Annotated in this window: 40 protein-coding genes and 4 pseudogenes; 22 read left to right on the top strand and 22 right to left on the bottom strand. The window is 39.2% G+C overall.

What is annotated here, in order from left to right:
• Nucleotides 1-9: 9 nt before the first annotated feature.
• The 11 genes from lpxA to KUH03_RS16495 all read left to right on the top strand — a co-directional run bounded on the left by lpxA (nucleotide 10) and on the right by KUH03_RS16495 (nucleotide 6,038).
• Nucleotides 10-798: an acyl-ACP--UDP-N-acetylglucosamine O-acyltransferase gene (gene lpxA / locus KUH03_RS16545; protein WP_075990789.1), complete on the top strand. Its 789-nt coding sequence runs from the start codon at nucleotides 10-12 to the stop codon at nucleotides 796-798.
• Nucleotides 799-952: 154 nt separating this feature from the next.
• A complete protein-coding gene (locus KUH03_RS16540) occupies nucleotides 953-1,408 on the top strand; it encodes an ATP-binding cassette domain-containing protein (RefSeq protein ID WP_306429613.1) in 456 nt (151 codons plus the stop codon).
• Between the two features lie 118 nt (nucleotides 1,409-1,526).
• Nucleotides 1,527-2,087, top strand: coding sequence for an elongation factor P (gene efp, locus KUH03_RS16535; protein ID WP_120261848.1), 561 nt, complete (start codon nucleotides 1,527-1,529; stop codon nucleotides 2,085-2,087).
• A 384-nt stretch (nucleotides 2,088-2,471) separates the two neighbouring features.
• On the top strand, nucleotides 2,472-2,783 hold the full coding sequence (locus tag KUH03_RS16530) for a 5-formyltetrahydrofolate cyclo-ligase (RefSeq protein ID WP_257094886.1): 312 nt from the start codon (nucleotides 2,472-2,474) through the stop codon (nucleotides 2,781-2,783).
• 277 nt (nucleotides 2,784-3,060) lie between these two features.
• Complete coding sequence (locus KUH03_RS16525) at nucleotides 3,061-3,897, top strand: tetratricopeptide repeat protein (protein WP_257094884.1); 837 nt, start codon at nucleotides 3,061-3,063, stop codon at nucleotides 3,895-3,897.
• Nucleotides 3,894-4,277, top strand: coding sequence for a hypothetical protein (locus KUH03_RS16520; protein ID WP_257094882.1), 384 nt, complete (start codon nucleotides 3,894-3,896; stop codon nucleotides 4,275-4,277). The genes KUH03_RS16525 and KUH03_RS16520 overlap by 4 nt, the downstream gene beginning before the upstream one ends.
• 171 nt (nucleotides 4,278-4,448) lie before the next feature.
• Nucleotides 4,449-4,670 carry a hypothetical protein gene (locus KUH03_RS16515; RefSeq protein ID WP_257094880.1) on the top strand — a complete coding sequence of 74 codons (222 nt, stop codon included), beginning with the start codon at nucleotides 4,449-4,451 and terminating at the stop codon, nucleotides 4,668-4,670.
• A gap of 97 nt (nucleotides 4,671-4,767) precedes the next feature.
• Nucleotides 4,768-4,926, top strand: a complete 159-nt coding sequence (locus tag KUH03_RS16510; protein WP_257094878.1) for a hypothetical protein — start codon at nucleotides 4,768-4,770, stop codon at nucleotides 4,924-4,926.
• 113 nt (nucleotides 4,927-5,039) lie between these two features.
• Nucleotides 5,040-5,285 carry a hypothetical protein gene (locus KUH03_RS16505; protein WP_257094876.1) on the top strand — a complete coding sequence of 82 codons (246 nt, stop codon included), beginning with the start codon at nucleotides 5,040-5,042 and terminating at the stop codon, nucleotides 5,283-5,285.
• A complete protein-coding gene (locus KUH03_RS16500) occupies nucleotides 5,252-5,614 on the top strand; it encodes a hypothetical protein (RefSeq protein ID WP_257094868.1) in 363 nt (120 codons plus the stop codon). The genes KUH03_RS16505 and KUH03_RS16500 overlap by 34 nt, the downstream gene beginning before the upstream one ends.
• A gap of 124 nt (nucleotides 5,615-5,738) precedes the next feature.
• Nucleotides 5,739-6,038, top strand: a complete 300-nt coding sequence (locus KUH03_RS16495; RefSeq protein WP_257094867.1) for a hypothetical protein — start codon at nucleotides 5,739-5,741, stop codon at nucleotides 6,036-6,038.
• 1,284 nt (nucleotides 6,039-7,322) lie between these two features.
• On the opposite strand, the pseudogene galE reads toward KUH03_RS16495, so the two are convergent.
• Nucleotides 7,323-8,351 (bottom strand): annotated as a pseudogene (gene galE, locus KUH03_RS16490) (UDP-glucose 4-epimerase GalE).
• A pseudogene (locus KUH03_RS16485) lies at nucleotides 8,351-9,342 on the bottom strand (UDP-glucuronic acid decarboxylase family protein). Before KUH03_RS16485 ends, galE begins: the two co-directional pseudogenes overlap by 1 nt.
• 66 nt (nucleotides 9,343-9,408) lie before the next feature.
• On the opposite strand from KUH03_RS16485, the pseudogene KUH03_RS16475 reads away from it, so the two are divergent.
• Both KUH03_RS16475 and KUH03_RS16470 read left to right on the top strand, forming a co-directional pair.
• A pseudogene (locus KUH03_RS16475) lies at nucleotides 9,409-10,223 on the top strand (3-deoxy-D-manno-octulosonic acid transferase).
• 32 nt (nucleotides 10,224-10,255) lie between these two features.
• Nucleotides 10,256-10,618, top strand: coding sequence for a hypothetical protein (locus KUH03_RS16470; RefSeq protein ID WP_257094863.1), 363 nt, complete (start codon nucleotides 10,256-10,258; stop codon nucleotides 10,616-10,618).
• A 178-nt stretch (nucleotides 10,619-10,796) separates the two neighbouring features.
• Here the strand turns inward: KUH03_RS16470 and KUH03_RS16465 are convergent.
• The 8 genes and pseudogenes from KUH03_RS16465 to KUH03_RS46035 all read right to left on the bottom strand — a co-directional run bounded on the left by KUH03_RS16465 (nucleotide 10,797) and on the right by KUH03_RS46035 (nucleotide 13,503).
• Nucleotides 10,797-11,344: pseudogene (locus KUH03_RS16465) on the bottom strand (hypothetical protein).
• A gap of 355 nt (nucleotides 11,345-11,699) precedes the next feature.
• Entirely contained in the window at nucleotides 11,700-11,915 is a 216-nt protein-coding gene (locus KUH03_RS16460; RefSeq protein ID WP_257094861.1) for a hypothetical protein, read from the bottom strand.
• A gap of 5 nt (nucleotides 11,916-11,920) precedes the next feature.
• Complete coding sequence (locus KUH03_RS16455) at nucleotides 11,921-12,085, bottom strand: hypothetical protein (RefSeq protein ID WP_257094859.1); 165 nt, start codon at nucleotides 12,083-12,085, stop codon at nucleotides 11,921-11,923.
• A gap of 2 nt (nucleotides 12,086-12,087) precedes the next feature.
• On the bottom strand, nucleotides 12,088-12,240 hold the full coding sequence (locus KUH03_RS16450; protein WP_257094856.1) for a hypothetical protein: 153 nt from the start codon (nucleotides 12,238-12,240) through the stop codon (nucleotides 12,088-12,090).
• Between the two features lie 138 nt (nucleotides 12,241-12,378).
• Complete coding sequence (locus tag KUH03_RS46050; protein WP_306429612.1) at nucleotides 12,379-12,567, bottom strand: hypothetical protein; 189 nt, start codon at nucleotides 12,565-12,567, stop codon at nucleotides 12,379-12,381.
• Nucleotides 12,543-12,941: a hypothetical protein gene (locus KUH03_RS46045; RefSeq protein ID WP_306429611.1), complete on the bottom strand. Its 399-nt coding sequence runs from the start codon at nucleotides 12,939-12,941 to the stop codon at nucleotides 12,543-12,545. Before KUH03_RS46045 ends, KUH03_RS46050 begins: the two co-directional genes overlap by 25 nt.
• 2 nt (nucleotides 12,942-12,943) lie before the next feature.
• Complete coding sequence (locus tag KUH03_RS46040; protein ID WP_306429610.1) at nucleotides 12,944-13,126, bottom strand: hypothetical protein; 183 nt, start codon at nucleotides 13,124-13,126, stop codon at nucleotides 12,944-12,946.
• A gap of 5 nt (nucleotides 13,127-13,131) precedes the next feature.
• Nucleotides 13,132-13,503, bottom strand: coding sequence for a radical SAM protein (locus KUH03_RS46035; protein WP_306429752.1), 372 nt, complete (start codon nucleotides 13,501-13,503; stop codon nucleotides 13,132-13,134).
• Nucleotides 13,504-13,758: 255 nt separating this feature from the next.
• Between KUH03_RS46035 and KUH03_RS16440 the strand changes: the two genes are divergently transcribed.
• Genes KUH03_RS16440 through KUH03_RS16430 form a run of 3 tightly spaced genes read left to right on the top strand, consistent with a single transcriptional unit; the run spans nucleotide 13,759 to nucleotide 14,877 of the window.
• Entirely contained in the window at nucleotides 13,759-14,010 is a 252-nt protein-coding gene (locus tag KUH03_RS16440; RefSeq protein WP_257094854.1) for a hypothetical protein, read from the top strand.
• Nucleotides 13,985-14,596 carry a glycoside hydrolase family protein gene (locus KUH03_RS16435; RefSeq protein WP_257094852.1) on the top strand — a complete coding sequence of 204 codons (612 nt, stop codon included), beginning with the start codon at nucleotides 13,985-13,987 and terminating at the stop codon, nucleotides 14,594-14,596. The genes KUH03_RS16440 and KUH03_RS16435 overlap by 26 nt, the downstream gene beginning before the upstream one ends.
• On the top strand, nucleotides 14,551-14,877 hold the full coding sequence (locus KUH03_RS16430; protein ID WP_257094850.1) for a hypothetical protein: 327 nt from the start codon (nucleotides 14,551-14,553) through the stop codon (nucleotides 14,875-14,877). The genes KUH03_RS16435 and KUH03_RS16430 overlap by 46 nt, the downstream gene beginning before the upstream one ends.
• Nucleotides 14,878-15,043: 166 nt before the next feature.
• On the opposite strand, the gene KUH03_RS16425 is transcribed toward KUH03_RS16430, so the two are convergent.
• The 3 genes from KUH03_RS16425 to KUH03_RS16415 form a co-directional block, all read right to left on the bottom strand.
• Nucleotides 15,044-15,835, bottom strand: coding sequence for a M1 family aminopeptidase (locus tag KUH03_RS16425; protein WP_257094848.1), 792 nt, complete (start codon nucleotides 15,833-15,835; stop codon nucleotides 15,044-15,046).
• Entirely contained in the window at nucleotides 15,795-16,472 is a 678-nt protein-coding gene (locus tag KUH03_RS16420) for a hypothetical protein (RefSeq protein WP_257094846.1), read from the bottom strand. The genes KUH03_RS16425 and KUH03_RS16420 overlap by 41 nt, the downstream gene beginning before the upstream one ends.
• Before the next feature lie 142 nt (nucleotides 16,473-16,614).
• Nucleotides 16,615-16,860, bottom strand: coding sequence for a hypothetical protein (locus KUH03_RS16415; RefSeq protein ID WP_257094844.1), 246 nt, complete (start codon nucleotides 16,858-16,860; stop codon nucleotides 16,615-16,617).
• A gap of 192 nt (nucleotides 16,861-17,052) precedes the next feature.
• On the opposite strand from KUH03_RS16415, the gene KUH03_RS16410 reads away from it, so the two are divergent.
• Complete coding sequence (locus tag KUH03_RS16410; protein ID WP_257094841.1) at nucleotides 17,053-17,763, top strand: hypothetical protein; 711 nt, start codon at nucleotides 17,053-17,055, stop codon at nucleotides 17,761-17,763.
• Nucleotides 17,741-17,875: a hypothetical protein gene (locus tag KUH03_RS16405; RefSeq protein WP_257094840.1), complete on the top strand. Its 135-nt coding sequence runs from the start codon at nucleotides 17,741-17,743 to the stop codon at nucleotides 17,873-17,875. Before KUH03_RS16410 ends, KUH03_RS16405 begins: the two co-directional genes overlap by 23 nt.
• A 76-nt stretch (nucleotides 17,876-17,951) precedes the next feature.
• Here the strand turns inward: KUH03_RS16405 and KUH03_RS16400 are convergent, their stop codons facing one another.
• The 9 genes from KUH03_RS16400 to KUH03_RS16355 all read right to left on the bottom strand — a co-directional run bounded on the left by KUH03_RS16400 (nucleotide 17,952) and on the right by KUH03_RS16355 (nucleotide 23,115).
• Entirely contained in the window at nucleotides 17,952-19,271 is a 1,320-nt protein-coding gene (locus tag KUH03_RS16400) for a rhodanese-like domain-containing protein (protein ID WP_373564740.1), read from the bottom strand.
• Between the two features lie 89 nt (nucleotides 19,272-19,360).
• Nucleotides 19,361-20,176, bottom strand: a complete 816-nt coding sequence (locus KUH03_RS16395; protein WP_257094838.1) for a sulfite exporter TauE/SafE family protein — start codon at nucleotides 20,174-20,176, stop codon at nucleotides 19,361-19,363.
• Nucleotides 20,177-20,234: 58 nt separating this feature from the next.
• On the bottom strand, nucleotides 20,235-20,648 hold the full coding sequence (locus tag KUH03_RS16390; RefSeq protein ID WP_257094836.1) for a YeeE/YedE family protein: 414 nt from the start codon (nucleotides 20,646-20,648) through the stop codon (nucleotides 20,235-20,237).
• Nucleotides 20,649-21,008, bottom strand: a complete 360-nt coding sequence (locus KUH03_RS16385; protein ID WP_257094834.1) for a YeeE/YedE family protein — start codon at nucleotides 21,006-21,008, stop codon at nucleotides 20,649-20,651.
• Nucleotides 21,009-21,292: 284 nt separating this feature from the next.
• On the bottom strand, nucleotides 21,293-21,472 hold the full coding sequence (locus KUH03_RS16380) for a hypothetical protein (RefSeq protein WP_257094833.1): 180 nt from the start codon (nucleotides 21,470-21,472) through the stop codon (nucleotides 21,293-21,295).
• The gene (locus KUH03_RS16375; protein WP_257094831.1) at nucleotides 21,469-21,897 is read right to left on the bottom strand and encodes a WG repeat-containing protein; all 429 of its coding nucleotides are present in this window, start codon (nucleotides 21,895-21,897) and stop codon (nucleotides 21,469-21,471) included. Before KUH03_RS16375 ends, KUH03_RS16380 begins: the two co-directional genes overlap by 4 nt.
• Nucleotides 21,887-22,234, bottom strand: coding sequence for a WG repeat-containing protein (locus tag KUH03_RS48670; RefSeq protein ID WP_373564738.1), 348 nt, complete (start codon nucleotides 22,232-22,234; stop codon nucleotides 21,887-21,889). The genes KUH03_RS16375 and KUH03_RS48670 overlap by 11 nt, the downstream gene beginning before the upstream one ends.
• Before the next feature lie 198 nt (nucleotides 22,235-22,432).
• Nucleotides 22,433-22,717: a hypothetical protein gene (locus tag KUH03_RS16360; RefSeq protein ID WP_257094829.1), complete on the bottom strand. Its 285-nt coding sequence runs from the start codon at nucleotides 22,715-22,717 to the stop codon at nucleotides 22,433-22,435.
• Entirely contained in the window at nucleotides 22,714-23,115 is a 402-nt protein-coding gene (locus tag KUH03_RS16355) for a hypothetical protein (RefSeq protein ID WP_257094827.1), read from the bottom strand. Before KUH03_RS16355 ends, KUH03_RS16360 begins: the two co-directional genes overlap by 4 nt.
• Before the next feature lie 293 nt (nucleotides 23,116-23,408).
• Here KUH03_RS16355 and KUH03_RS16350 point away from each other — a divergent pair, with 293 nt between their 5' ends.
• The 4 genes from KUH03_RS16350 to KUH03_RS16335 all read left to right on the top strand — a co-directional run bounded on the left by KUH03_RS16350 (nucleotide 23,409) and on the right by KUH03_RS16335 (nucleotide 26,822).
• Nucleotides 23,409-24,089, top strand: a complete 681-nt coding sequence (locus KUH03_RS16350) for a response regulator transcription factor (RefSeq protein ID WP_257094825.1) — start codon at nucleotides 23,409-23,411, stop codon at nucleotides 24,087-24,089.
• Complete coding sequence (locus tag KUH03_RS16345; protein WP_257094823.1) at nucleotides 24,079-25,461, top strand: cell wall metabolism sensor histidine kinase WalK; 1,383 nt, start codon at nucleotides 24,079-24,081, stop codon at nucleotides 25,459-25,461. Before KUH03_RS16350 ends, KUH03_RS16345 begins: the two co-directional genes overlap by 11 nt.
• Before the next feature lie 153 nt (nucleotides 25,462-25,614).
• Nucleotides 25,615-26,238 (top strand): OprO/OprP family phosphate-selective porin, encoded by a 624-nt coding sequence (locus KUH03_RS16340; RefSeq protein ID WP_257094821.1) that lies wholly within the window; start codon nucleotides 25,615-25,617, stop codon nucleotides 26,236-26,238.
• Nucleotides 26,136-26,822 carry an OprO/OprP family phosphate-selective porin gene (locus tag KUH03_RS16335; protein ID WP_257094819.1) on the top strand — a complete coding sequence of 229 codons (687 nt, stop codon included), beginning with the start codon at nucleotides 26,136-26,138 and terminating at the stop codon, nucleotides 26,820-26,822. The genes KUH03_RS16340 and KUH03_RS16335 overlap by 103 nt, the downstream gene beginning before the upstream one ends.
• Nucleotides 26,823-26,830 lie beyond the last annotated feature (8 nt).

Genomic DNA, 26,830 nt, shown 5'->3' with positions numbered 1-26,830 from the left:
GAAGTATAGATGATACAGCCATTAGCTTATATTCATCCAGAAGCAAAGATTGCTAAAAATGTGGTCATTGAACCATTTGTAACCATTTACAAAGACGTTGTCATTGGAGAAGGTACTTGGATTGGATCAAATGTGACCATTATGGATGGAGCTCGAATTGGAAAGAACTGTAAGATATATCCCGGTGCCGTGATTTCTGGTGAACCTCAAGACTTAAAATTTGATGGCGAGATTACAACAGCAGAAATTGGAGATAATACGACGATTCGTGAATGTGTAACAATCAATAGAGGAACGAAGGACCGTTATAAAACTGTCATCGGTAAAAACTGTTTGATTCAAGCCTACAGCCACGTCGCACATGATTGTGAAGTGGGTGATAATTGTGTTTTTTCGAATAATAGTACCCTTGCAGGACATATCACAGTGGGGGATTATGTTGTTTTAGCAGGAATGGTTGCAGTACATCAATTTGTGAAAATTGGTTCGCATGCATTCGTCACAGGAGGTTCTTTGGTGCGTAAAGATATTCCACCGTTTGTGAAAGCAGCCCGTGAGCCGATTTCATATGCCGGAATTAACTCTGTAGGATTGCGGAGAAGAGGGTTTTCGGAAGAGCAGATAGCTGAAATTCAAAATCTTTACCGTATTCTATTTGTTCAGAACCGAAATCTAGCCAAAGCAATAGAAATTATTGAAGCTGAATATCAGGCAACAGAGATCCGTGATGAAATTTTGGATTTCATTCGGAATTCCGGAAGAGGGATCATGAAGGGATTCAACAATAGAGCGATGTAATAGTATTACCGATTTTTATAGCTTTGGAAATAACATTAAAGGATATTGGTCGAAGATATAACAGTGAATGGATTTTCAGACATATTAACTATCGTTTTGAATCCGAAAGAGCTATGCTGTCCTCGGACAGAATGGTTCTGGAAAATCCACCTTGTTGAAGGTTCTTTCTGGCAGCCTGTCATCTTCTGAAGGTGAATTGGTTTATACGAATGGAGAGAGCATCATTGGTATCGATCAGGTTTACCAACATCTGTCTATTGCTGCACCATATATAGAATTGATCGAAGAGTTTACCTTGCGTGAGCTGTTCGATTTTCATTTTCAATTTAAAAATTATCTTCAGGGATTCGATAAAGAGCGTGTATTAAATTTGTTGGGGCTGGAAAGTGCTCTCGACAAAGAAATAAAGCATTTTTCATCAGGTATGCGCCAACGGGTTAAACTGGTATTGGCATGCTGCTCTAATTCAAATTTAGTATTGTTGGACGAGCCAACAAGTAATCTAGATAGTGCCGGAGAGGAATGGTATTTGAATTTAATAGCGCGTACCAAGCTCGATTTTAGATTGTTTATTATCTGTTCAAATCAAAAAAGAATACGAATTTTGTGACGAAACAATTTCTATTGTCGACTTCAAAAAGTAACGAATGAAATTTTAATAAAACAATTAGTTTTTGTATTTTTGACGACTCAATAATGAGATAACCGTTTAAAGTTCAATTCAAAGAATGGCTAAGGCATCAGAGGTAAAATCAGGAAATATTTTAAGATTTAATGGAGAGTTAGTCTCTGTAGAAGAATATATACACCGTACACCAGGTAATTTGCGCGCTTTTTATCAAGCAAGAATGCGTAACGTGAAGACTGGGAAATTAGTTGAATATCGTTTTAGAGTTGATGAGAGTGTGGAGATTGCACGTGTTGAAACGAGTGATTACCAATACCTATACGAGGATGGCGAATTTTTCGTTGTGATGGACAATAATACATACGAACAATTCAATATTCCTAAGTTTTTATTTGGTGATTCAGCGCGTTTCCTGAAAGAAGGAATGACTGTCATTATTGCTTTTGAAAGTGATGAGCCTATTATGGCAGAAGCACCTAAAAGTGTTGAATTGGAAATTACATATACGGAGCCAGCAGTGAAGGGAGATACGTCTACAAACGCTTTGAAAAAAGCTACTGTAGAAACAGGAGTAGAGATTATGGTGCCTTTATTCATTAATCAGGGAGAGAAAGTCAGAGTCGATACGCAAACAGGTAACTATATCGAACGCGTAAAGTAATATAAGAATTTAGGTTTAGGTTGATTATTCGGTCTTGATAGCGCTCGCTACAAGGCCGTTTTTTTTTGCTCCTGCCTATTTACAGTTTCATTATCGGGAATTAGATCATCCATTTAATGGATGCCTTTCATCAGAATGATGGAATAAAAATATATCTTTAAGCATGAAATCTAAAAAGGAATTAAGACAGGAATTTAAGATGAAAAGATGCCAACTTTCCAAGGTGGATGAGGACAGTCTTAATCACGAATTACTGTCGCAATTTCAGAAAATAGCGTTAACAAAGGTTAGCTATTTGCATGTTTTTCTACCTATTCAAAAATATCATGAACCCGACACTTATCCGATCATAAATTATGTGAGGGAATTTTTCCGAAGATCATCTTGGTCGTATCCCGCTCAAACTTTTCGGACTATTCTATGCAGCATTATATTTTTGATCATCAGACGGTTTTTGAGACAAATGAATGGGGAATTCCGGAGCCTGTTTCAGGAGTAGAAGTGTCCCCGTCAGTTATTGATTTTATTCTGGTTCCTTTATTGGTGTTTGATGTTGATGGTCATCGAGTAGGTTATGGAAAAGGATTTTATGATCGTTTTTTTGCACTTTGTCCGTTAGAAACCCAACGTGTAGGATTATCTTTTTTGATCCAATCAAACGAATCGCGGATCGAAATGAACACGATGTTGTATTGACTAAAGCGATTACACCAAATCGCATTTATGATTTTAGCTCTCATGGGCATGATACCTCATTCTAGTGATATTTAAGATGTCTGGGAATATCCGCCTAATGATTTATTTTATCGGATCAGTGTATTTCTGTCTTTATCTGTATGGTGATTTTAGTGTATACTGATTTAATTAAAATTATTTTTTATTTTTAGTGAGAAATTCGACTTCTACCGGTATGCTGAGATTTTTTATTATACTACTTTTTATAACAATAATTCCCGGTCGCGCCGTTTTTGGAATGGATATCATGGATTCCAATTCCTCGGCGGAGGAGAAGAATTTTTATGAAACAATTATCCGGGAATCACAGAAGTATCAGACTTCTAGTTCGGCTTTGAGCACATACCTAACCCCATATTTCAATCAGGCTATTCGGAAAAATGACAATGCATTGCTCGCAATTTATTACTGTTTGTTAGCGGATCAGTCTTTCGACAATGAAGGTGAAAGAAATAGCTTTAGTGACAAATACTACCTAAAGGCCCTTGATCTGGAAAAGGATTATAATTATCAGAATGTCAAAGCTTGGGTAAAGGTGATGTATGGTTTTTATCTGTATAGATGTCTAAAAGCTTCGGAGGCACTTCCTCTACTATTAGAGGGTGAAAAGGGCTTAGAGGAAATACCAAAGGATCTGGTGTTAGATCTTACGCATACTTACAAAAGGCTTGGTTATTTCTTCGGCACTTTGGGCGACTATAGAACGGGAATTAAGTATTTGGAACTCGGTCAGCAGCAAGAAGGCATCTCTCCAAAACTTAAAGCCGAGATTTTGGACAACCTTGGCTTATTGACTTTAAAAAGTGGTGGGGATACGGCACAGGCGATGAAAAATTTTGAGATTGCCCAAAATCTGGCGCTTTCTGAGAAGGATTCTCTTCGCTATGCCAAGACCTTGGGCAACCAGGCACGGATCTATGAGGGAATGAAAGATTATCAGAAGGCATTGTCACTTTTAGATAAAGATCTGGAAATCTCGAAATCGCTGGGTAATAATAAAAATACCATTTTTGCTTTAATGATGCGGATTCGTTTGTGTATTTCTATGGGAGCAAATCGGAAGTCCGTCAAATGATCAAGGAGACCGAATATCTATTGGAAGGAGCTGATGACAAAAAAACAATACTGGAGCTGGAAGGGCATAAGTTGAATCTTGCTATTCAAAATGGCGATTTGAAACAAGAATTAAACGCACGTCGGCGTATTGAACAACTTCAGGATTCATTGCGATTTCTGGACGGAGACCCCGTTTTGTCGCAATTGAAATTTATGGCTGACAAACAAAAATATGCTGATAAACTATCATTGGCTCAGGCACTCATCAAAAAGAAGCGCGCTGAGACGAGATTGTGGGTGATATTGAGCTTGTTTGTAGTGGTATTATCCTTTTTATTTATAATGCATTTCGATACCGTTCACGCAAGCGTATGCGGGAATATGAATACCAATTGTTGAATCTAAAGTATACTAAAGCCGAATTGGACAAGGAATTGATGAGTTCCAAAATCAGCTCGAGGAGTATATGGTCTATCTCAAGCGTAACAATGAACAGATCGATCTTCTTTCTTCGATGCTTGATGCAATGGGGAGACAAGTGTCAAAGACCGAGATGAACTTAAAACACTTTTGCAGTCCCATCTTATAACGGATGAGAAATGGCAGGAATTTAAGCTTTTGCTTGCTAAGGAGTTTCCGAACTTGTTGCAAGATATTCAAGCTAAATTTCCGGATATTACTGAATCTAACCTGAGGGTGATTGTGCTTATGAAAATGGGTTTAAATAATAGAGAGGTTGCTAATGTTTTGGGCGTTACTCCTGATGCAATCAAAAATCAATGCAACGTTTGAAAAAGAAACTTGGTGACCAAGCCGGTATATTGATGGAATATATTTCGGATAAGGAGCTTGTTTAGTGAAAACATCGCTAACAGTTTTTACCAATGAAATGTGTTACAAGTACGATTATGCTATTGGTAATATGAAGGACTATTCAAATGAGGGTAATGCAGGAAATCCTATAGAAATTAGAGCTATTTCCAACGAAAATATTATTCGTAAAATATACAGCTTACCATTAAGAGACGCATACGGAAAGAAAAAGTAGATCCAAATCTATTAAAGAATCCGCCAAACTTAATCTACAAATTTTACAACAAAGTGAAATGATCAGATTTATAATGGCCTTGGGTTTCTTCTTAAATCTTGTTTCATGTAAAAATGGACAGACAAAAGGAAATGCCAACCTCGAATCACAAAAAAAAGGAGAATATTAGTGTAAAAGCAGTTAAGAGTATTGAGAAGAAGTATGGTAAAAAAATCAGTATTCAGGAATATGTGTTGAGTCAAGATAATGATATGTTTTTTGAACGAATAGCTACAATTGTAGTTTTTGAAAAACTACAAATGGAAAGTTATTTAAAGGGCCAGTCATGTGGTTTAGAAATTTTTTTAATGAGAAGGTAGATACAGGAGACAAATTTAATAGGTTTTTCTATGATATCCTCACTAAACCTCAAGAGGAAGATTCCATTAAGAAAATAGTAGGGCAAGAAGGTATTTATCAGCAGGATGCAACGATTCTTTTAGATAGTGCTAAATCTGTTGATTTTTTAGCTGACAAGTTTTTGGATCGAATAGGTAATCAAAAGAAAATGATAGTCAAACCTAACTATTCTGCATTGGTAAATGCAAAGTATTCCATAGCTTATCTGTTTTATTTAAAGGGGTATCTTATGATTGAAGACGACTATGAACCCGAGACATTTTTTATTCCATTTGAACAAGTTTATTAACTACCTAACAGAGTTTACGAATATAAAAATGAAAAAGATTTCAACCATTGAATGTAATAACTTTACATATCATTTAACTGAAGAAGTATCCATGTACTTATATTCATGGCTGAATAACTATCTTATGAAAAATAAGGTTAAAGGAAGTGGTAAAGGTCTTTTTATCGCTGATGATAACTTGAATAAGCTGATTGAAGAGGTTCGGTCTTCACTTCAAATTCTTCTTAAATCTGGGTATGAAGAACCTGCATTGGGTGAAATACAAAAATATTCAACAAGATATGAAAAAATTTTATTAGACAATATCGTCTACAAAGTAAATTATAGGATGTCCTCATTTGGTCATTCAGCCTATTTGATAAATTGTATTTTAAACGATTTGATAGTTTCTGCTAGTGATAAGTTATCTGTTAAGTTGTATTAAAACTATAATATATAATCAGTAAAATACTGTCTGCAAAGCTAATTTCGAAAGTTGTCTCTAAAAGACAGTCTCCTCATTTGTAGAAAATAAAGACAGAAAACTAAATCGATAGAAAGGAAGATTGTCTTGAACAAGTTTAATAGTGATCTTCGGTCATCCCTACCCTTTACTAGGGACCAAATTAAGACCAAGTTATTACCAACTTTGGACTGTAAGCAGATTGAGTGTACAGTGAGTCCACGTTGAGTCCACCTTTTTAAGTACTTACACTGTGTCTGTATGTTTTTTACAAGTCGGGAGGGCTGCGAGCTTGGGGCGAACTTGTCCCTAAGTTATTTACAAGAAATGGCAAGGAAAATTGCCAGACTTGCAATTGTTATTTAGCATGAATTTGGAATTACCCAAAAATCAGCTAGATGCTTGATAAAGGGGAGATTAGTGTCTTTAGGTACGGAAATCAATAGAAATGGCCCCGACGAAAACCAATGGAGCCAGATCGAAAACACATGGTCGCTGTCCATGTTTGCTTGCGCTTAGGAAGAATTCGTGAGCACTGCCGAAGAGCTTCTGTTCTCCTTTCATGAAGTTTCATGCTGTGCTGATGATATTTCTTGCTCTGCCCAAGTGAATGCATAGCGCTCGCTGTAGCTATTTTGAACACTCAATAGGTCTCCTGGAGCTTTGACCGAATTTCTTGCTCTTCGTCTTTGATCTTTTGGGGACTGAATACATCCTATTGGTTGATTGGTTAAGTCACTTGCTCATGTGAAGCGTATGTGTTGACTGCGGAAGTGTGTCAATGCCAGGCTCATGATATTCTTTCGATGACCGCAGTGTTCTCGAGGGCTGCCCAAGCAACTTCGTACAGTGCCGAAGTGTATTATTCCTTAGACGAGAGTAATCAGTCGGCGGGCAATGAATTCACCTCGCTATAGGATAGGACCTTTTGCTCATCCATCCAAACACTTCCGCGCTCGAAGCGATTTAATTGTCTCAGCACATATTCTTTTGCGCATCTGAATGGTTTTCTTGGCACTCGCATGTGTTCTCGGTTTAGACGGATTGGTTCTCGATCTGTGCGGAAGAGAACACCTAACGCGGTTCTTTGTGTAGGTTTGCTAACAAAGATAAGCCGATTTTGCCCAGATTTGCTTCGTCACAAACAAGAGGTAGTTTTTGTAAGAAGAGAAAGGATGCAAACAATCCAATTTACTACTATCAAAAATATGACCGTCTCAGTTCCCTGGACGGTCATATTAAGTGTAGAGCTCAATGGGCTTCTATTTAATCCAAAGGATTTTCTTTCAGGTTTTTTCCCATGCCCATGCAGAGGCCATCATCTCATCGATTCCCAATGCGGCTTTCCAATGCAATTGATCTGCTGATTTGGTCACATCACCGTATACCTTGATGATATCACCATCCCGACGCGGGCCAATTTCATAATTCAATTTTTGACCAGAAGCTTTCTCAAATGCTTTGATGGCTTCAAGTACTGAATAGCCGTTACCGGTTCCTACATTGAATACATCATATTTACCGTTAGGGTTTCCTTTTTCCAATAATTTGATCGCAGCGACGTGGGCTTTTGCTAAATCGACCACATGAATGTAATCACGGACACAAGAACCATCCGGCGTATCATAATCGTCTCCGAATACGGTTAGTTTTTCTCTTTTACCGATCGCAGTCTGCGTAATGAATGGTAGTAAATTTTGAGGTACACCATTTGGCAATTCGCCTATCAATGCAGACTCATGCGCACCTACTGGATTGAAGTAACGCAGGGCGATAATGTTATAGTTATCGTATGCAGTCGCTGTTTCTTCAAGAATCTCCTCGGCGATCTGTTTTGTATTTCCGTAAGGTGAAGTTGCTTTTTTACAGGAGCACTTTCAGTGACAGGAAGAGTGTCCGGTTCACCGTAAACTGTACAGCTTGAAGAGAATACAAAATTAATCGGTTTATTCCGATAAGATTCCAAGATGTTGATCAGGAGAAGAAATTATTGTGGTAGTATTTTAAAGGGTTTTGAACGGATTCACCTACAGCTTTAGATGCCGCAAAATGAATAATCCCTGAAATATCACTGTTATTTTTCACAAATTCAATTACCTTATTGGCATCACAAAGATCGAATTGATGAAATTCGGGTTTAATCCCGATGATTTTTTCTATTTGATCCAATATCTTGATATTTGAATTGGAAAGATCATCAACGATTACAGGAATATATCCTGCCTGATGTAGTTCGACAACTGTGTGAGAACCAATATAGCCTGTTCCGCCTGTGACTAATATTTTTTTGCTCATTATTTTTGATTATAGTATGTAAAGTCTTTATGTGATAAAGTTTCCAAAGGAACTTTTCTGTAAAAATCTATTGTTTTTTCTAAGCCTAATTTTCGATCTATTTTGGGATGCCAATTCAACTGTGTCTTCGCCAGACCAATATCCGGCTTACGTTGTTTAGGGTCGTCTATGGGCAATGGCTTATGGCTGATCTTACTTGAACTTCCGGTTAGTTCTATGATCTCCCGTGCCAACTGCAATAGTGATATTTCATCGGGGTTGCCTATGTTTATGGGCTGTATGCAATCTGAATGCAACAACCTATAAATGCCTTCGATTTGATCATCGATATAACAGAACGACCGTGTCTGTGAACCATCACCAAAAAGGGTAATGTCTTCGCCTCTAATCGCTTGTGCTATAAACGTTGGGATGGCACGTCCGTCATTGAGACGCATTCTGGAACCAAAGGTGTTAAATATTCTTACAATACGCGTGTCAAGCCCATGTGCATTATGGTAGGCCATCGTAATTGCTTCCTGAAATCTTTTGGCTTCATCATACACCCCTCTGGGGCCGACAGGGTTAACATTACCCCAATAATCTTCTGACTGTGGGGAGACCAAAGGGTCGCCATAGACTTCTGAGGTCGATGCTACTAATATCCGGGCTTGTTTTGCCCTAGCCAAGCCAAGGAGATTATGCGTACCTAAGGAGCCGACTTTGAGTGTCTGAATAGGGATTTTGAGGTAATCAACTGGACTGGCTGGAGAAGCGAAATGGAGGATATAATCCAAATCCCTGGAATATGCACAAACTTCGAAACATCGTGATGATAAAAGTCGAAATTTTCCAGCTTAAATAAATGTGCGATATTCTGTAGGTCTCCAGTGATCAGGTTATCCATCCCGATAACATCGTAGTCTTCGGCAATAAAGCGATCGCAAAGGTGGGAACCAAGGAAGCCTGCTGCTCCAGTGATCAAAATCCGTTTGCGATGTTTATTTTCCACTCAATGGTTCCTTATTAATGAAATGGGTTTGATATCTTTGACTAAGATAAACATTATTTTTACAACATGCGTTTGCTTTATTCAATTGGAATCTTTCTTTATGGACTCTTATTGCGTATTTTGGCCCCTTTTTATGCCAAAGCACGCCTTATGGTAACAGGGCGAAAAGACTGGTATTTGCGGATGAAACAATCGGTTGACTCTAGCCAAAAACATATCTGGTTTCACTTCGCTTCATTGGGCGAATTTGAGCAGGGAAGACCTGTTTTGGAGGCCGTAAAAATAATTATTTAGACCATAAAATAATTGTAACATTTTATTCTCCTTCGGGCTATGAGATCAGAAAGAATACCAATCTGGCGGATCATGTTTTCTATTTACCTTATGACACGGCTCAGAATGCACGGCTGTTTTTAGACCTGATCAACCCCTCATTTGCAGTCTTTACAAAATATGAATATTGGTATTATTATTTTGAAGGCTTACACAGCAGGTCTATTCCATTATTTCTTGTTTCGGCAATTTTTAGACCGGAACAGATTTTCTTTCAGGCTTATGGTGCTTTTTTTCTGAAAATTCTGGGCTTTGTGACTTATTTCTTTGTTCAGAATGAGGAAAGCGTGCGTTTGTTGAAAGAATATGGAATTAGAAATGCGGGATTAGCAGGCGATACACGTTTTGATCGTGTGATTGACCTGCCTAAGGTTCGAAAAGAAATACCGCTGATAGCGGATTTTGTGGAAACAGCTCCTGTTTTGGTGGCTGGAAGTACCTGGCCTGAGGATGAGAAATTATTGAAAGAACTGCTCCAACGGTTTCAAGAATATAAGCTGATTTTAGCGCCACACGAGATCAATGAGGACATATTGTCAGCATATTAAATCTGTGGCCTGCGGCGCTTCGTTTTTCAAAAATGACGGAATATGACAGGGCAACTTTAACGGAAGCAAAGGTATTAATCATAGACAATATTGGACTTTTGTCTTCTTTGTATGGTTATGGTCAGGTCGCCTATATCGGCGGCGGATTTGGTGTAGGGATACATAATACACTGGAAGCGGCAACCTATGGAATGCCTGTCTTGTTTGGCCCCAATTTTAAGAAATTTCAGGAAGCGAAAGATCTGATCGAACAGGGGGAGGCTTTTCATTTGCGGATAGTAAGGGGCTTATGGATGCTTTTGAACTATTACAGGATCAATCAAAACGTGCAGAGGCAGCGAAATCCGCCCGCCAATATGTACAGCAAAAAGCGGGAGCAACACCCATTATCATGAAATATTTGAAGAATGCCAATTTATAAAAATATAAATAAAGCTACTCCAAAGGTAAAAGCAAACTAGTCTGGAATTGAATAGCTGAAAAAAAAGACGTTAAGCGTAGACGAACGAAAGTAAAGAAAAATAGGGTATCCGATCATTTTGGATACCCTATTTTTATATTGAAAATTGGATTTTAATAGTACGTATATCTCCTGACACCTGCGATATGCCGCGATAAACGCATAACTTGATGGGAATAGCCATACTCATTATCATACCACACATAGAGTACAATATTTTTACCATCAGCTGAAACGATGGTTGCTGGTCCATCAACGACAGCAGCAGCTGTTGTGCCTATAATATCGGTAGATACAAGCTCATCATTGCTTGAAAATTTAATCTGTTCGACAAGATTGCCTTCCAATGCACTCGTTTTTAAGAGTGTGTTTATTTGTTCCAAAGATATGGCGGAGGTCAATTCTAAATTTAATATTGCTAATGACCCATTAGGGACAGGTACGCGGATTGCGTTGGAAGTGAGTTTGCCTGTTAATGTCGGGAGTACTTTTGAAACAGCGCTTCCTGCCCCAGTCTCCGTAATGACCATGTTCAAGGCCGCAGCACGACCTCTTCTGGATTTTTGTGCATATTATCCACCAGATTTTGATCATTTGTATAGGAATGGATCGTTTCTATATGGCCCTTCAGGATACCTATTTTCTCTTCGAGGACGGCCAAAACTGGCGCAATAGCATTTGTGGTACAGGAAGCGGCTGAAAAGATAGCGTGTTTCTCCAGATCTATTGTACTTTCGTTTACACCGTAAACAATGTTGGGTACACCTTTGCCAGGTGCTGTTAACAATACTTGCGAAGCGCCTTTAGAGGCTAAATGGCGTGCAAGTTCTTTTTCATCACGAAAGGCACCTGTATTATCAATAACCAATGCGTTATTGATGCCGTATGCTGTGTAATCAATATCTTCAGGTTGCTTAGCAGAGATGATGTTGACCGTGATACCATTAATAATTAGCGCATTTTTTCAGGATCTGTATAAACTTCACCCTCAAATTCCCCATGTATAGAATCGCTTTTCAGGAGAGCAGCCCTTTTAACAATGATTTGGCATCATTGGGGTCTCTGGTGACTATTGCCCGTAGACGAAGTTGCTTGCCAGACCCCGATTTATTAATGAGTTCGCGTGCCAGCAGGCGACCAATACGACCGAAACCATAGAGCACAACATCTCGGGGTGTTAATTCCTGCCATTTGGCGATTCCCTCTAATTCACTGAAAATAAAAGAAGACAAATCCTCTACATTGATCTGGTCGGTGGTGGCTTTTGTTGCAAGTTTACCGATATCAATTCGGGCGGAGCCAGGTTTGATTTTTCCAATACACGGGCAACATTCAATAGATCAAATATGGTCAGTATATTACCGGTAAGGATAGTACTTTCCCGGAGGTGGTTGAGGATCACACTTACTTTTCATCAACAAGCTGCTCTCTGAACAGAACGAGCTCAACGGCCTGGTTATACCAAAGATTACTAATGATTTGAATCAGTTCAACAGATGCATTCTGCTGCTCTCTGTAACTTTTGATTTCTACATCAAAAGAAGGACTATGTAACATAATATTTTTATAATAGATTATGTTGCAAACATAGTATAAACAGCGCTAAAAAAGTGATTTGATTTTAATTTTCGTAATTATTGAAATAAAAATACGCTTGCTATTGTTGTTTTGATAATTTTTTAGGCTGTTTTGTTGTTAATTTTCAATAATAAATAATTCAGACATGATATGGTCTGCCATTAATTTACCAGAATCTGTTAATCTTAATTTATTGTCGTCTAAAATTAATTGTTGCTGCTCGAGAAATGGTGCGGCATCTTCCATTATTTTGCTTCTAACGGAGGAATCAAAATTCTTTTCTACCTGCTGCAGATCAAGCCCCACATGGTGCGCAGTGAGGTCATAATACACTCGTTAATCTGATCGCGAACAGATAGATGCTCGATCTCCATGGGAAGCTGGTTGGTCTGTATGGAACCGATATACTTGGCATTATTGGCGATATTCCAAGATCTGGAATGACCATTGAATGAATGGGCTGAAGGGCCGATACCTAGATAATGTTTGCCTTTCCAATAGTTTGTATTATGACGTGCATATAAACCATTTTTAGCAAAATTGGAAATTTCATATTGTTCATAACCCGCACCTTTCAATGTTTCGATCAGCAGGTTCATCTGATCGGCCGCCTGATCTGAATCAATGGCCGGACTCATGCCCTTCTTGATGAAATGATCTAGTGCTGTTTTAGCTTCCACAGTCATTGAATAGGAAGAAATATGGGGATCGCAAAATCGATCAGTTGTTGCATATTGTAGCGCCATTTTTCATCGGTCAACAAGGGGTAGCCATAAATAAGATCACAGGTGATATTCTCAAATCCTGCATCCTGTACACGCATGATTGCTGCGGATGCCTCCTGTCTGGTATGTGCCCGATTCATCCATTTCAGATCTTCCTCAAAAAAGACTGTACCCCTATACTGAACCTATTCACGGGAGTTGATCTTAATGCATTTACTTTTGCAGCATTGAGGTCATCTGGATTAGCTTCCAACGTAATTTCAGCATGATCACTTATGTCAAATTGTTTGGCAACAGCATCAATGATCCTTGAGATTTCGTCCGCCTCTAAGAGGGAGGGTGTCCCACCACCAAAATAGATGGATTCAACTTTTCTGTTTTCCAAATAAGGAGACCTAAGTTCGATTTCTCGCAAAAGGGCGTTAACCATTTCGGTCTTGTATTGCAGTGAAGTACTGAAATGGAAATCACAATAATGGCAAGCCTGTTTGCAGAATGGGATATGGATGTAAATCATGGGCACAAATATACCAAGACTGGTCCAACTTCGGCGTTTATTCATATTTTTTCTTCCATTTGGTGAGCCGTTTCCCCTATCCTCTTGGATATTCTTTATTGGCGAGCAAAACCCAGTGTTATGTAGGGTCGATGTTGAATGGGGTTATTTTTAGAAATCGTCTTTTAAAAATAGGAGATAAAGAGTTTGAAAACAAAGGAGTTATTTTCTATCTTGATGGTCAGATTCATTTTACATAATCAAAAAACCAATCTTATGAAAATATCTTCCCGTCGTGACTTTCTGAAAAATGTCATTGGAGCATCGAGTATGCTACTGCTTTCACAGCAAGGATTTGCGGTGGATAATCGGTATGAAGAAGCATTTATCGATAAGTTGCTCCCAGCTCCCAAAGGAGGTGGATTCGCTATGGCAGATTATTGGATATGGGATCCTTCAGTGATTAAGGGGAAGATGGTAGATATCATATGTTTGCATCACGTTGGAGCAAAAATATGGCTTTGGTAATTGGGTGACCAATTCCGAAGTCGTGCGTGCGATTGCTGATACACCCGAGGGGCCTTACGAATTTGTTGAGGTGGTATTGCCTGCCCGTGGGAAAAAGTATTTTGATGGTTGTACAACCCACAATCCCCGGATCGTTAAAAACGGTGACTATTATGTACTTTATTATTTTGGAAACAATTATGAGGAGCCCAATCCTGGTTATTCCGATAATGTTTGGGAATCGGGTTTGGGACAGAAGGCCTGGATGCATAAACGTATTGGAATGGCCTATTCAAAGTCGATATCAGGTCCTTGGAAGCGCGTCGATCAGCCCATTTTGAATCCGAGGCAAGGCGAGTGGGACGCTTCTATAACATCCAATCCTTCTCCGGTTGTTTTGCCCGATGGAAAGGTGTATCTGATCTATAAATCATCACCTGTGAATTATAATCCCCTTTGCTATTGGGTGCGGCGCAAGCTGATTCGTTCTTGGGGCCATATCTTCGTTTGTCTGATAAACCTATTTTTTCTTTCCATACCGATCAAAATCATGAAAATGATGTGGAAGATCCTTTCGTATGGCATAATGGTCAGCATTTTGAATTGATTATGAAAGACCGCTATGGTAAAATCTGTGGGGAAGAGGGCGGCGGCATCCATGCATATTCGAAAGATGGAATCGATTGGCATCTGTCAAAAGCCGTCAAAGCTTATTCCAAGACGATCCGTTGGAATGATGGTACTGTCAGCCATCAAGCCAATTTTGAACGGCCATTTTTACTATTTGAAAATGGAAGACCGACACATCTTTTTGCGGCTACAGGAGATGGGACTGAATCTTATCAGTTTGAACGGACCTGGAATATGGTCATTCCGTTGAAGGTATAATAAAAGAGCTGTATCATGTTTTTAGTAAGATACAGCTCTTTATGATTTTTATGATCTCATCAAAGGAACAGCAATCTGTTTATAGATGCTTAATTTTTTTAGCATTTGAATTAGCGTGTGAGGCTATTGTTCGCTGATTCTACATCCGCAAGTCGAAGCGATGGATCTATTGTGATTGTTTTGGAGCCTTATTGACTGAAATTTTATATTCAGGGTTTGTCCAGAACCAATCCTTCAATATCGTGCGTTTTATACCTTTATAGATTTCAAAATTTTCCTCTGGTTTTTCACCGCGCATTTCACGTAAAGGGATGTAAAATAGCTCTTTGCTTCCATCTTGATATTCTACAAGTATATCGAGTGGCATCGCAAAGTTTGATTTATTGAGCAGTTGAATTTCTGAATCAGTTACATTGCCAATTGCATAATCAATTTGGCGTGTTGTATTGATGAACAAATTGAAATACCACTTCAGGTTTATTCCGGATACATCCTCAGCAACACGTTTGAAATCATTCGGTGTCGGATGTTTGAATTTCCAGATGTCGTAGAATTTCAAAAAGGTTTTCTCTAGATTTTCCTGACCGATAATATAGCCTAATTGCTCCGCTAGCACAGCACCCTTATTGTAAGCTTCATTACTATACCCATAATTTGTATTGTAATAATCCGCAAGCAGGCTCATCGGCTCTTCCTTGCCTGAGAGCGCTAATTTATAATAAGCCCGATAGGCATCGATAAGCGGATTCGATGCAATGGCGCCCCGTTTTTCGAAGAGATGCTGCATGGCTAATTCTTCCACATAGGAAGTAAATCCTTCATCAAACCACTCATCTACTGTTTCATTGATTCCAAATAAATGTTGATACCAGGAGTGAGCAGATTCGTGAAAAATTACACCAACAAGGCTTTTCAGATTACGGCCTCCAGTAATCAAGGTTGCTGTGCCATATTCCATACCACCGTACCGCCTTGGATGATGGTGTAAGTTGGCCATGGGTACGTACCAAACTTAGCACTGCAAAAATCAAAAATTCGGTAGATAGACCCAAGGCTGTCTTCCAATTTGAAATAACCTCTTTGTCCGTAGGAAGGTAAACCGTATACACTTTGATTCCATTTTTGCTAGCTGCTGAGTCTACAACAAATTTGGGATCTGCAGCCCAAACGAAATCGTGAATATTTTGGGCTTTGTAATGCCATGCAGCCTTACCATTGCTGGCTTTTACCTTGGCTTTTGCCTGATAGCCTTTTACCTCATCTGGATTTTGAAGGACACCTGATGCACCGACAACATAATTCTTATTGAGGTGTATAGTGACGTCAAAGTTGCCGAAAGGAGCTATAAACTCACGGCCGATATATTCATCGAGATGCCAACCGAATTCATCAAATTGTGCCATCTTCGGATACCATTGTGCCATAGAAAGCGCCACGCCTTCTGCCGAATTGCGACCTGACCTCCGGATCTGTTCAGGTACCTGTGCGGTCCATTCTATATTAAAATTAGCTGTTTCCCCGTCCTGGATCGCAGTGGGCAGGGTGACTTCTAGTATGGTTCCATCAATCTTATAGCTTGTATTGGCCCCATTCATGCTGAGGCTTTTTATTTTTGGTAACCGATCTGGTTTGGTTGTAACGTTTCGATACGGCTTTGCAATATTGGTTTTTCTTTGGTGCCAATATTTGATACCATCCGTTTATCTGGATCACTGATATTTTTCAACCGGTAATCCATCATTGATCCTGGTTGGAATGCGTTAAAATATAAATGAAAATAGACTTTTTTAAGGATTGGCCTGAATTGTTGCTATATTTCAAAGCCATTTTTCCATCATATTGATAAGCCTTTTCATCCACGTTGACATCCATTGTATAGTCAACCTTCTGCTGCCAGAATCCTTTTCTCTGGGCCTTTACTTCCTGTCCTCCAATATTTATGACACATATAAGTGCTAGAAAGGACAATATTTTGATTTTCATGTTCCAAACTTACAAAATTGTCTCAAGAAATGCCGATTAATCAGCCCAATCCAGATAAATGTCATCAAATCTTGACGAAAAGTGATTTGATTATTAATAATTGGCTTGGTTTTGGTTAGAAAATTTATCTGATGAGTTACCAAATATTACAAATAAATTTATGGAAAATCTGTATTATAAGCCTTCGGGAAGGTGCCTGCTTTCGCATTAATCGGCTCGCTTGTGTTGGGTATTGTAGGATCAATTATCTTGGCAATTGTTTATATCGCCTTACAGTGGTTTATTCCGATTGTCTATTTCAATGTCTTTATCACACTTGGATTTGGAGCAGGACTGTTTTATCTGCTTAATTTTTGTTTCAAACAATGGAAGCTCAGGAACAAAGGTGTTGCGATTATCATCACACTGATCGTTGCTATAGTTGGTTTTTATGCACAGTGGGCGCTGTTTGTTTCGGTGATGTATAATGCTGAAGGTACCATGGGTGGAGACACCTGGGTGAAATCTTCTTTTAGCCTGGAAGGCTTTAAAGCATTTTTTATGCACCCCTCTTTTATCTGGGAGGCATTACAGGGCTTAAATGAGGTTGGTACATTTAGCTTGAAGAAATCAACTGTGTCAGGAGGGATGCTTTGGGCCGTATGGGGAATTGAAATGGCAATCATTCTGATTACACCTATTATTATGGCTTTTCGGGGTATTACCATTTATCCTTTTTCAGAGAAAGACGAGATCTGGATGAACAAACGGATTTTACCGGGGCGATTAAAGTTTGTTGAAGACAAAGATGCTACGGCGAACACATTGGCCAATCATGATTTTGCCTATGTCTACGATCATCTTTCCGATGAAGAAGAGCATTTTTTTTGCAACGGCAGAAGTGTACGAATCGGATACCGATGACCATCAATACCTGACCATCTATAATCATCAATTCGTGGAGAAGAAAGGGAAGATGGAGGAAAAGAAAGATGAGGTTATTGAATTCCTGCGAATTAACAGGAATAGCTTATAGAAGCAGCTGAATGACTGTGATTATGTGAAAATAAAATAGCTCCGGATTTATTTCTGGAGCTATTTTATTCAACAGGCTATTTAACTAATAGACCACCTTTTGCATTCCAGTCATTGATGGACGCACTATATATTTTAATGTCTTTAATTCCATTTTTAGCTAAGATCGAAGCTGCAATTGTCGCCCGGTCTCCAGATTGACAATGCAGGTATAATTCTTTTGTGCGATCAATTTTGTCTAGATTGTCTTCAATTGTTCCAACAAAGAGATGTGTGGCATGTGGTAGATGTCCTGCCGTAAATTCGGCTGTATTCCTGACATCCAGAATCTGAACGTTGGGATTGTCAAGGACATCATTCATTTCCTGAAATCCGATAAGCTGTTGTTGTTCCAAAGGAATTCCCAATTGTGGAATGGCTTCGATTGTAATATAGCCGACAACATTGTCAAGACCTATGCGCATTAATTTACGTGCAATTTCGTCCTGTTCTTTTTCATCTATGATAAGAATAAATGGTTTTGTGTAATCCAATATCCAGCCGGCCCAGGTGTTGAATGTCCGATTATGTTGTATGTTGATGCTGTTGGGAAGATAACCTTTCGCAAAATCAAATTTATGTCGAGTATCGATGACCGTGGTACCTGACTGATACAGTCTGGTGAACTCTTCCATCGAAAGCTTGGGATACTGAGGTACGCTTGTCTGTAGCGGACGCATGATTTTGTTGAGCTTCTTCATCATGGCAAAATAGCGCGGCGGCTCAGGCTGTCCTTCTAAAAGTTCCGCAACAAAATCACTTTCATTATTTTGATATTGAAACGCCCAGTTGCGTATCCGTTCATAACCAACCGTTGAACTAGGTACAGCACCCAATGCTTTGCCACATGCTGATCCAGCACCATGGGCAGGCCACACCTGGATATAATCTGGTAAAGTCAAAAAATGCTGTAAAGACTTAAACATCTGCTGTGCACCAACTTCCTTGGTACCAATGAGGCCTGCGGCATTCTCCAAAAGATCTGGACGGCCAATGTCTCCGACAAATACAAAATCACCTGTAAATATCATCACCGGATCCATTGTTGCTGGCGTATCAATTAAAACAAAACTAAGACTCTCAGGCGTATGTCCAGGGGTATGGAGTACCTTAAAAATTAGGTTTCCAAGATGGATCTGATCACCGTCTTTTAATCCAATATGGGGAAACTCATATTGCCAATCTTCGCCTCCTTCGTCGGAAAGGTAACATTGGGCGCCTGTTAGTTCAGCTAATTCCAATGTTCCGGAGAGATAATCAGCATGGATATGTGTTTCGGCAATATGTGTAATTTTTAAATTGTTTTTTGCTGCAATCTCTAAATAAGTGTCGACATCTCTTTTGGGGTCAATTACCATGGCAACACCTTTGGCCTGACAGCCAATTAAATAACTTGAATGTGCTAAAGATGACTCAAAATGTGTTGAAAAAACATAATATATGATTTTTAGTGATTTACGAATTGAATGATTTCGAAAGTGAAAATTAGGATACCGATACTGATCAGGAAATAACCAAAGATCCCCTGTAGTCGTACCACCTCCAATTTGTCTTTCCATTTGGAACCAATCTGAAGGCCTATTAAAGTGATTAGCGTAAAAGTAAGCAATATCGGCCAATTCATGTGGTTCAATAACTGGTAGTTTGCAACCAGACCAAAGGAGGCGTTTAACCCAATGATAAATAGCGATGTTGCGATAGCCTGTTTTAATGGAATTCCCAAAAGGAGCACCAACGACGGTACAATAATAAAGCCGCCACCGGCACCGACAAGTCCTGTCATGACACCCACAAGTAGACCCGCGCTAACTATTTTGAGGACTTGACCAATATGCATCGTGACAGCTGATATTTCGACCTGTTTCCTTCTGCGCATCATTGCCAGCGCGGAAATCAGGATAACAATCGAAAACAACAACATAATAACGTGATTTCTGGAGACTGCTATTTCCGCAAGATGAAATTGCGCTGGTATGGCAGCCAACAGGTGTCGCTTGGTCAAGTAGACCGACAGTAAAGACGGAACCAAAAAGAACGCCGTGGTTTTTAGATCTATTTGCCCTGTGGTCAGGGGTTTAATTGAGCCGATTATGGCCAGTATTCCAATGGAAAACAGGGAATAATCAAGGGCATATTGGGGCTCAATATGAAATAGATACACGAAGATCGGTAGTGTTAAAATACTGCCGCCACTCCCCATTAAACCCATTGATAGCCCAACCAATATCGCCAATAAAAAGCCAATTATAAAAAGTAGTTCCATTTTTTGCTAAATCAAATGCTATTGTTATACCCCAGACTCATGATCGTCTATTCTAGGCTTAATGAGGCAGCTTGTGTCTAATTAATCCATAGATCCATGTCCCCAGGATAGCGAAGATCAGTACAATGCCCAATGTCCAATAGCCTGAGCCGATTAATGCAAACATGGGTCCCGGACAGGCTCCTGACAATGCCCAGCCCAGCCCGAAAATGGTACCACCGACGAGATAGCGTGTGATGCTTTTGTCTTTCGCCTGAAATGCGATCTGCATCCCATTGCTGTCTTTAATCTGTTTCCGTTTGATAATTTGTACAATGATAATCGCTGTTGCAAGCGCCGTACCGATCATGCCATACATGTGGAATGAGCGGAACTGAAACATCTCATAAATGCGATACCATGAAGCTGCTTCTGATTTGTATAAAATGATCCCAAATAAGATTCCGATCAATATAAATTTTATTGCTTTCATTTATGCGAAGATTAAAGGAAATAAGAAATGAACCATGATGATGCCACCTATAAAAAAACCAATGACAGCGATTAAAGAGGGAAGCTGAAAATTGCTGAGTCCTGAGATGGCGTGTCCTGACGAGCAGCCTCCGGCATATCTTGTCCCGAAACCGATCAATAGTCCGCCAATGCTCAGTATTAAAAACTGAAACCAAGAGCCATTAAAAACAAAGATCGATTCGGGAAGATAGCCCTGTAGATGATCTATTATACCTAGTTCCTTTAAATCAGCGACACTTTTTGCATTGATTTGCGCAGCAGATCCGTCGCTTAAAAAGTAATGAGCAATGAATCCTCCAATGGCGGTTCCGAGTACCACAAGAAGGTTCCAGGATTGCGTCTTCCAGTCGAAACGAAAAAAAAGAGGATGATTTACCGGCACCTAATACCGTACACATCGTCCGCAGATTATTCGACATCCCGAAATCTTTTCCTTGTTTTAGCAATAAGTACATGACTAATGCAATTAAAGGCCCCGAAATATACCAAGGCCATGGTTGTTTGATGTATTCCAATAACATAGCTTGTTCTTAATTTATATGACAAAGGTACATACCGCTATTACAAAAAACGGTAACAAATGTTACCGTGGAATGTATGCTATTACATATCGTAATATTCAATATTAGCCTCTTTGATTGCTTGGGTCAATAGGGGCAGATCATCTTCTTTCTGAAATAACTTATTACGCCAAGTACGAAAAGCGGAACCTTTGTTTTGGTTTATAATAATCAAATTGCCACCGGAGCGTCTGAGATTTCGAATATGTGAAATGTTGCTCAATGGGAATTCAACTGTTTTTTTGAATTGCTGACAGTGAGTGTATCTGCATCCAACCGCCATGTGGAGTCCAGTGTAGAACACTTGATCGCCAAATACAGTGCCAAGGGAACCATCAAAAGAGCGATGATGATCTTATAAATTTCTTGAATCGGAACTTTCGACATGCCTATCCCTATCAATAGAATCGAGGTCAATAGAATAAACATGTATTTCCCGCGATGCAATGTTGAAAGATAGAATGTTTGTGGATTACTCTTCATACTTTTTATAAACTTTCCTTTTGCATTAATATAGTAAAAATTCTCAAGGTCTTCGCTGACCAAGGCTAATCCATTTTCAAAGGGTTGTGCATTCTGGAATTTAAAAGGAATGACCACTTTGCCACTGTAGTCAAGATATCCATACTTGTTGTCTTTAAAAACCAATAATAATTTCTCGCCAGCAAAAGATAAATACTCCTGACTTGTAGGTAATAATTTTTTTGCCGGATTTGTCAACTAACTGATAGGTTAGATTTTCAAAAATCAGTGCTAGATTGTCGCGATACTCTGAGATAGTTTCGTATTTCGCAGGAATCAATACGTTCCCTTTTAGATCGAGCACACCGGTAAGGTCTCCTTCGTTGTATAAGGCATGGCTTAAACTTGGGACAGAGATGAAATCATATTTGGCAGCAAGCAATAGTTTACCGTTATAATCCAACAGACCATATTTCTGATCTTTTATAAATACCAATGGTGCACCTTCCGTATCTAAACTCAATGATTCGTATTGACAGGGGATAACTTCTTTTCCTGTAGGTCGATCAGGCCAAACATTTGAGCTGCGTCGGTGACGATGGCATAATCACCTACGTACGCGTAGATAGAAGCATATTTTGCCGGCGTGAGTTTATTGCCTAGGCTGTCCTGTACGCCAAAAATTCAGTATTGGGATCTTGATACCAAGATAAATGGTCATTTAGCGCGGAGTCGGTCGCAGTTTCTTCTGCTTCCCCTTCTTCATAACCTTCCGGAATTTCGAATAATGCCGTATCGTAAGGGACTTCTTCAACTTTCGTCGCTTGATTCCTAAACCCTCGGCACCGATAGATAGCGCTGCTCCGGGTACCTTTTCTAGGTAATCGTAGGTTCCCCAGTATAATTTTGGTAAATTTTCCGCATACCAGACTGTGATTTCGGTTTGTTTATCTTTACTGCCTGCTAAATTAAATGTTGCTTTTTTACAGGACAATCCTGCAATCACTTTCTTTTCATTCGAATTAAGCTCATTTCAAAATCACTCGAGTAAACGTAATCTCCACCCGCTGATGTTTCAATAAGCTTACCGGAGGCAAGATCCGTTGAAGTATATGTTTTGCTATTTTCGTCGACCAGATAAGAAGTCTCGTCTTTGATGTTGCTGATCTGTATGGATTTTCCAAACAGCAAACTCTCTACACGCATTTGATCCTTGCAAATATAGGCGTGCATCAATGCTTCTCCGTTTCCGGCCAAAATTTTGATAAATTCAGAAGCTGATGTATCTGTACCTGTTTCGGGATCGGCAAATTGATAGGTTATTTTAAAGACCTTTTGTTGAGCCAGACTGGTTTTAGCAAAAACTAATGTGAAAAAGGCTATGCAAAGGAAAAGATGTTTCATTGGAAATACGAATTAGAATACGAAAGTATTGAAATTTGGTTGGTTTGTGAAATAATCTTTTGTCGATTGGGAAAAATCATGCAGAAATTTTGATATTATTGTATTCAAATGCCATTTTGTAAAATAGGTGATGCTAGTAGGCTGGAACACAATAAGTGCGTTTCTATCATCCTGAAAATATCATATAAAAGTCAAGAATTTATGAATTTCATGGCATTCAGCAACTTAGGTGAGACGTGCTGTGATATTTTCGTATTTTACAAACCTTAAATTTACTTTTTAAAACAATATCTGTGGAACTACTGCTTATAGAAGACGAACCGTCGGTCATATCCTTGATAGAAAGAGGGCTAAAGGAAGAAGGCTATAACATTAGCATTGCAATGGATGGCTATACAGGTCTAAAAATGGCCGGATTAAATCATTATGACCTCATTTTGTTGGATGTCATGCTGCCTGGCATGAATGGTCTTGATGTATGCAAAAACATCCGGATGTCCAATAATGAAGTTCCGATTATTATCCTCACTGCATTGAACCAAACCGAAGATATTGTGGAAGCTTTTGAACGTGATGCAGATGATTACCTGACCAAACCGTTTCGTTTAGAGGAACTAAAGGCGCGTATAAATCGCTATAGCCGCAAGTCCAAAACGGTGACCGAACAAAAGAATGTCTTGACATTTGATGATCTGCAATTGGATCGGGATAGTAAATCTGTTCAACGCGGGGAGTCTCCGATCATACTTACAGCCACCGAATTCCGCTTATTGGAATTCTTAATGCTCAATCGGAATAAAGTATTGACACGAATAGACATCCTAGAGGAAGTTTGGGGTATGGATGTTGATCTAAGTACCAATGTCGTGGATGTCTATGTCAATTATTTGCGGAAAAAAATTGACAAACAATTTTCCTGTAAACTGATCCATACAGTTATTGGTATGGGCTATGTTATCCGTCATGAAAATTAGGACCAAGATCGTACTCTTATTTTCTATTATCAGCACGCTTCTGCTTGTTGTCTTTGCCTTGTATGTCTCTTATTTTACCTATGATAGTCTGCAGACCAAGTTTTTTCACCGTTTGGAGGAAAACGCGGTTATCGTGGGTGACCATATTGTCAACCAGAAGGAGGAAAACAAGGAGCTCTATATTCAAGTAAAACGTAAATACCTCAAACAGCTATCTGAAGGAACAGATCATTTGCTCCGTGTGGTAAAAGGTAGTGACAGTATCCGTTTTAAACCCAATTTGCCCATGCCCATGGGCTTCTATAAGGAGGTTATTAAGAATGGCAAAGGCAGATATATGCATAACGAAACCGCATTCGTAGCGGTATTTTTTAAAGACCGACTCCATCACGATAATCTAATTGTTGTGTCAGAAGGGGTTGATGATTATGGCCATGATGAACAACGACAATTAGATCGTACCTTGATTACAGGTGGATTTTTAGCAATTCTATTGATTATCCTCATGTCATTTTATTTTGCAGATCGACTACTAAAGCCTATAAAAGATATCAACAGTGATTTGGGGAAAGTGGATATTGCTAATCTGGACTATAGACTATCCAGTAAATTCAGCAATGCTAAAGATGAGTTAGGTGTATTAATTGCTAACCTCAACTCGATGCTCAGTCGTTTGGATATTTCTGTACAGTCGCAACAGAGTTTTATCGGAAATGCATCCCATTCATTAAAGACACCGCTAACAATTATTGGTGGTGAGGCCGAACTTGCACGAAATCTAATCCCCAAAGAACACGAAGCCTACTATTCATTGGAGACGATTGCGAAATATGCGGATAAGATGGAACTCATTATTAATAATCTCCTTCAATTATCCCGTATGGGCTTTAAAGGGGAGGTAGATAATAAGGTGCTCATTCGCATTGACGAATTGCTCTATGAAATTTATAAGGCTGAACGAAGCATTCATAAGGATTTTAGGTTGTCTTTTGACCTTACTCAAATCCCTGAGGATAGCGATGAGTTAACCGTATTTGCTAATCCCGATCTGTTCTATATCGCATTTAGCAATATTATCTCCAATGCGTATAAATATGGTAATGGGGAGCAGGTTCAGGTCGCTATTAGCTGTGATGACCTAAATATTACAATTAAAGTATTTGATAAAGGGATCGGAATCCCGCAGAAAGATCAGCCCCATATTTTTACTTCGTTTTATCGCGCTTCCAATGTCGGGGATATCTATGGAAATGGCCTGGGGCTTGTTTTGGCCAAGAATATCTTTGATCTTCATGGTGCTGAACTCAACCTTTATTCTGCAGAAGGGCAAGGTACCCAGGTTGTTGTCACGCTGCCTAAAATTGCTTTCTAATCTCATTTTAATCTCATCCTTATTCCATTTTTAATTTGCCGTGATATACTTGTACCAGAGATAGGTATATCATATGAAACCATCACGATTTATTCAAACCTATAAAGGAATAAATCTGATAGCTTCATCACCAACAAAAAGCAAGTTATACGGATGAAAAAAACACTTTCACTTATTACAACGTTGGGTTTGGGCATTGCGACATTACATGCGCAGGAACAGGCTCCAACAGATTCCATTCCAGCAGAAAGAAATAGCTTATTATCCAGAAGTAGTTTATTGTCAAAGGAACCAGCTAGGGCAAAATCATTTCAATTGGATGTTTTGCTGCGTGCGGGTCTGCAAGCTGATAACAGCGATGGCTCCGGTCAGGCAAAAGCAAATTTGGACGATGCCCGCATCTTGATGAGCGGTGATTACAATGATCAGCTTTCGTATAAAGTACGTTTTCGTCTGAATAGATCATTTGCACCAACCAGTCAGGACAATGGATCAAAGGCATTGGATATGGCCTATATCAAATATAAGTTTGGAAAGGATCTGAAATGGTCCGTCACAGCGGGTAAGCAGAGTGCTATCGTGGGTAGCTACGAGTTTGAAAATAATCCTATTTACGAGTATAAATTCACGGATTATGTTGACCGTATCCTGAATTTATTTGTGGTCGGGGAACATTGTCCTATGAAGTTAACCCTAATCATTCCTTACATGCACAAGTTTATAATACAACAAACGATAGTTTTATGGATGTGCATACCAAAAATGGTTTTGCAGTAGGTGATCTGGAGCGATCTGATGTGCCAATGGGTGCTTACTTTACTTGGGTAGGAGCCTTTATGGATAAAAAAATCAATACGAAATGGTCCTATAATATCTCTCAGTTTGCGAAGGGGCATACCAATCATTCCATCTCTTTGGCAAACAAGTTTAAAACGCCGAAGCAAATGGTCTATTTAGACCTACAATATTCTTATCTAGGTGTTGACCATGCTTTGATTGCATCATCGGCAATCAATGACTTTTATGGACGTACGGGGACAGGACGCGTTTTGGCAAAGGATGTCAATTACGCTTCAGCAATTGTACGGTATGATCAGTTTTTAAGTGAAAAATGGGAGGTAGCTCTGAAAGGTGGCTATGAGACTGCCGGATCGAGAGATGACGATCAAGTTGGCAAAAATTTCCGTCAAAACTGGACCTACTTTGCTACCCTGCAACATAAGCCTTTTCATAATCAGGATTTGCGATTCTATCTTGGTTATGTAGGTAACACAGTAAACTACAAGGGACATATGGATATGGGTAAAAGTCAATATAACCGTGTAGCCTTTGGAGCATATTTTACAATTCCGGTCTTGTAATAATTCCT

The sequence above is a fragment of the Sphingobacterium sp. E70 genome, assembly GCF_019285695.1.
Classification (GTDB): Bacteria; Bacteroidota; Bacteroidia; order Sphingobacteriales; family Sphingobacteriaceae; genus Sphingobacterium; species Sphingobacterium detergens.
The sequence above is the reverse complement of the archived record's forward strand: the minus strand, read 5'-3'. Positions and strand labels throughout refer to the sequence as shown.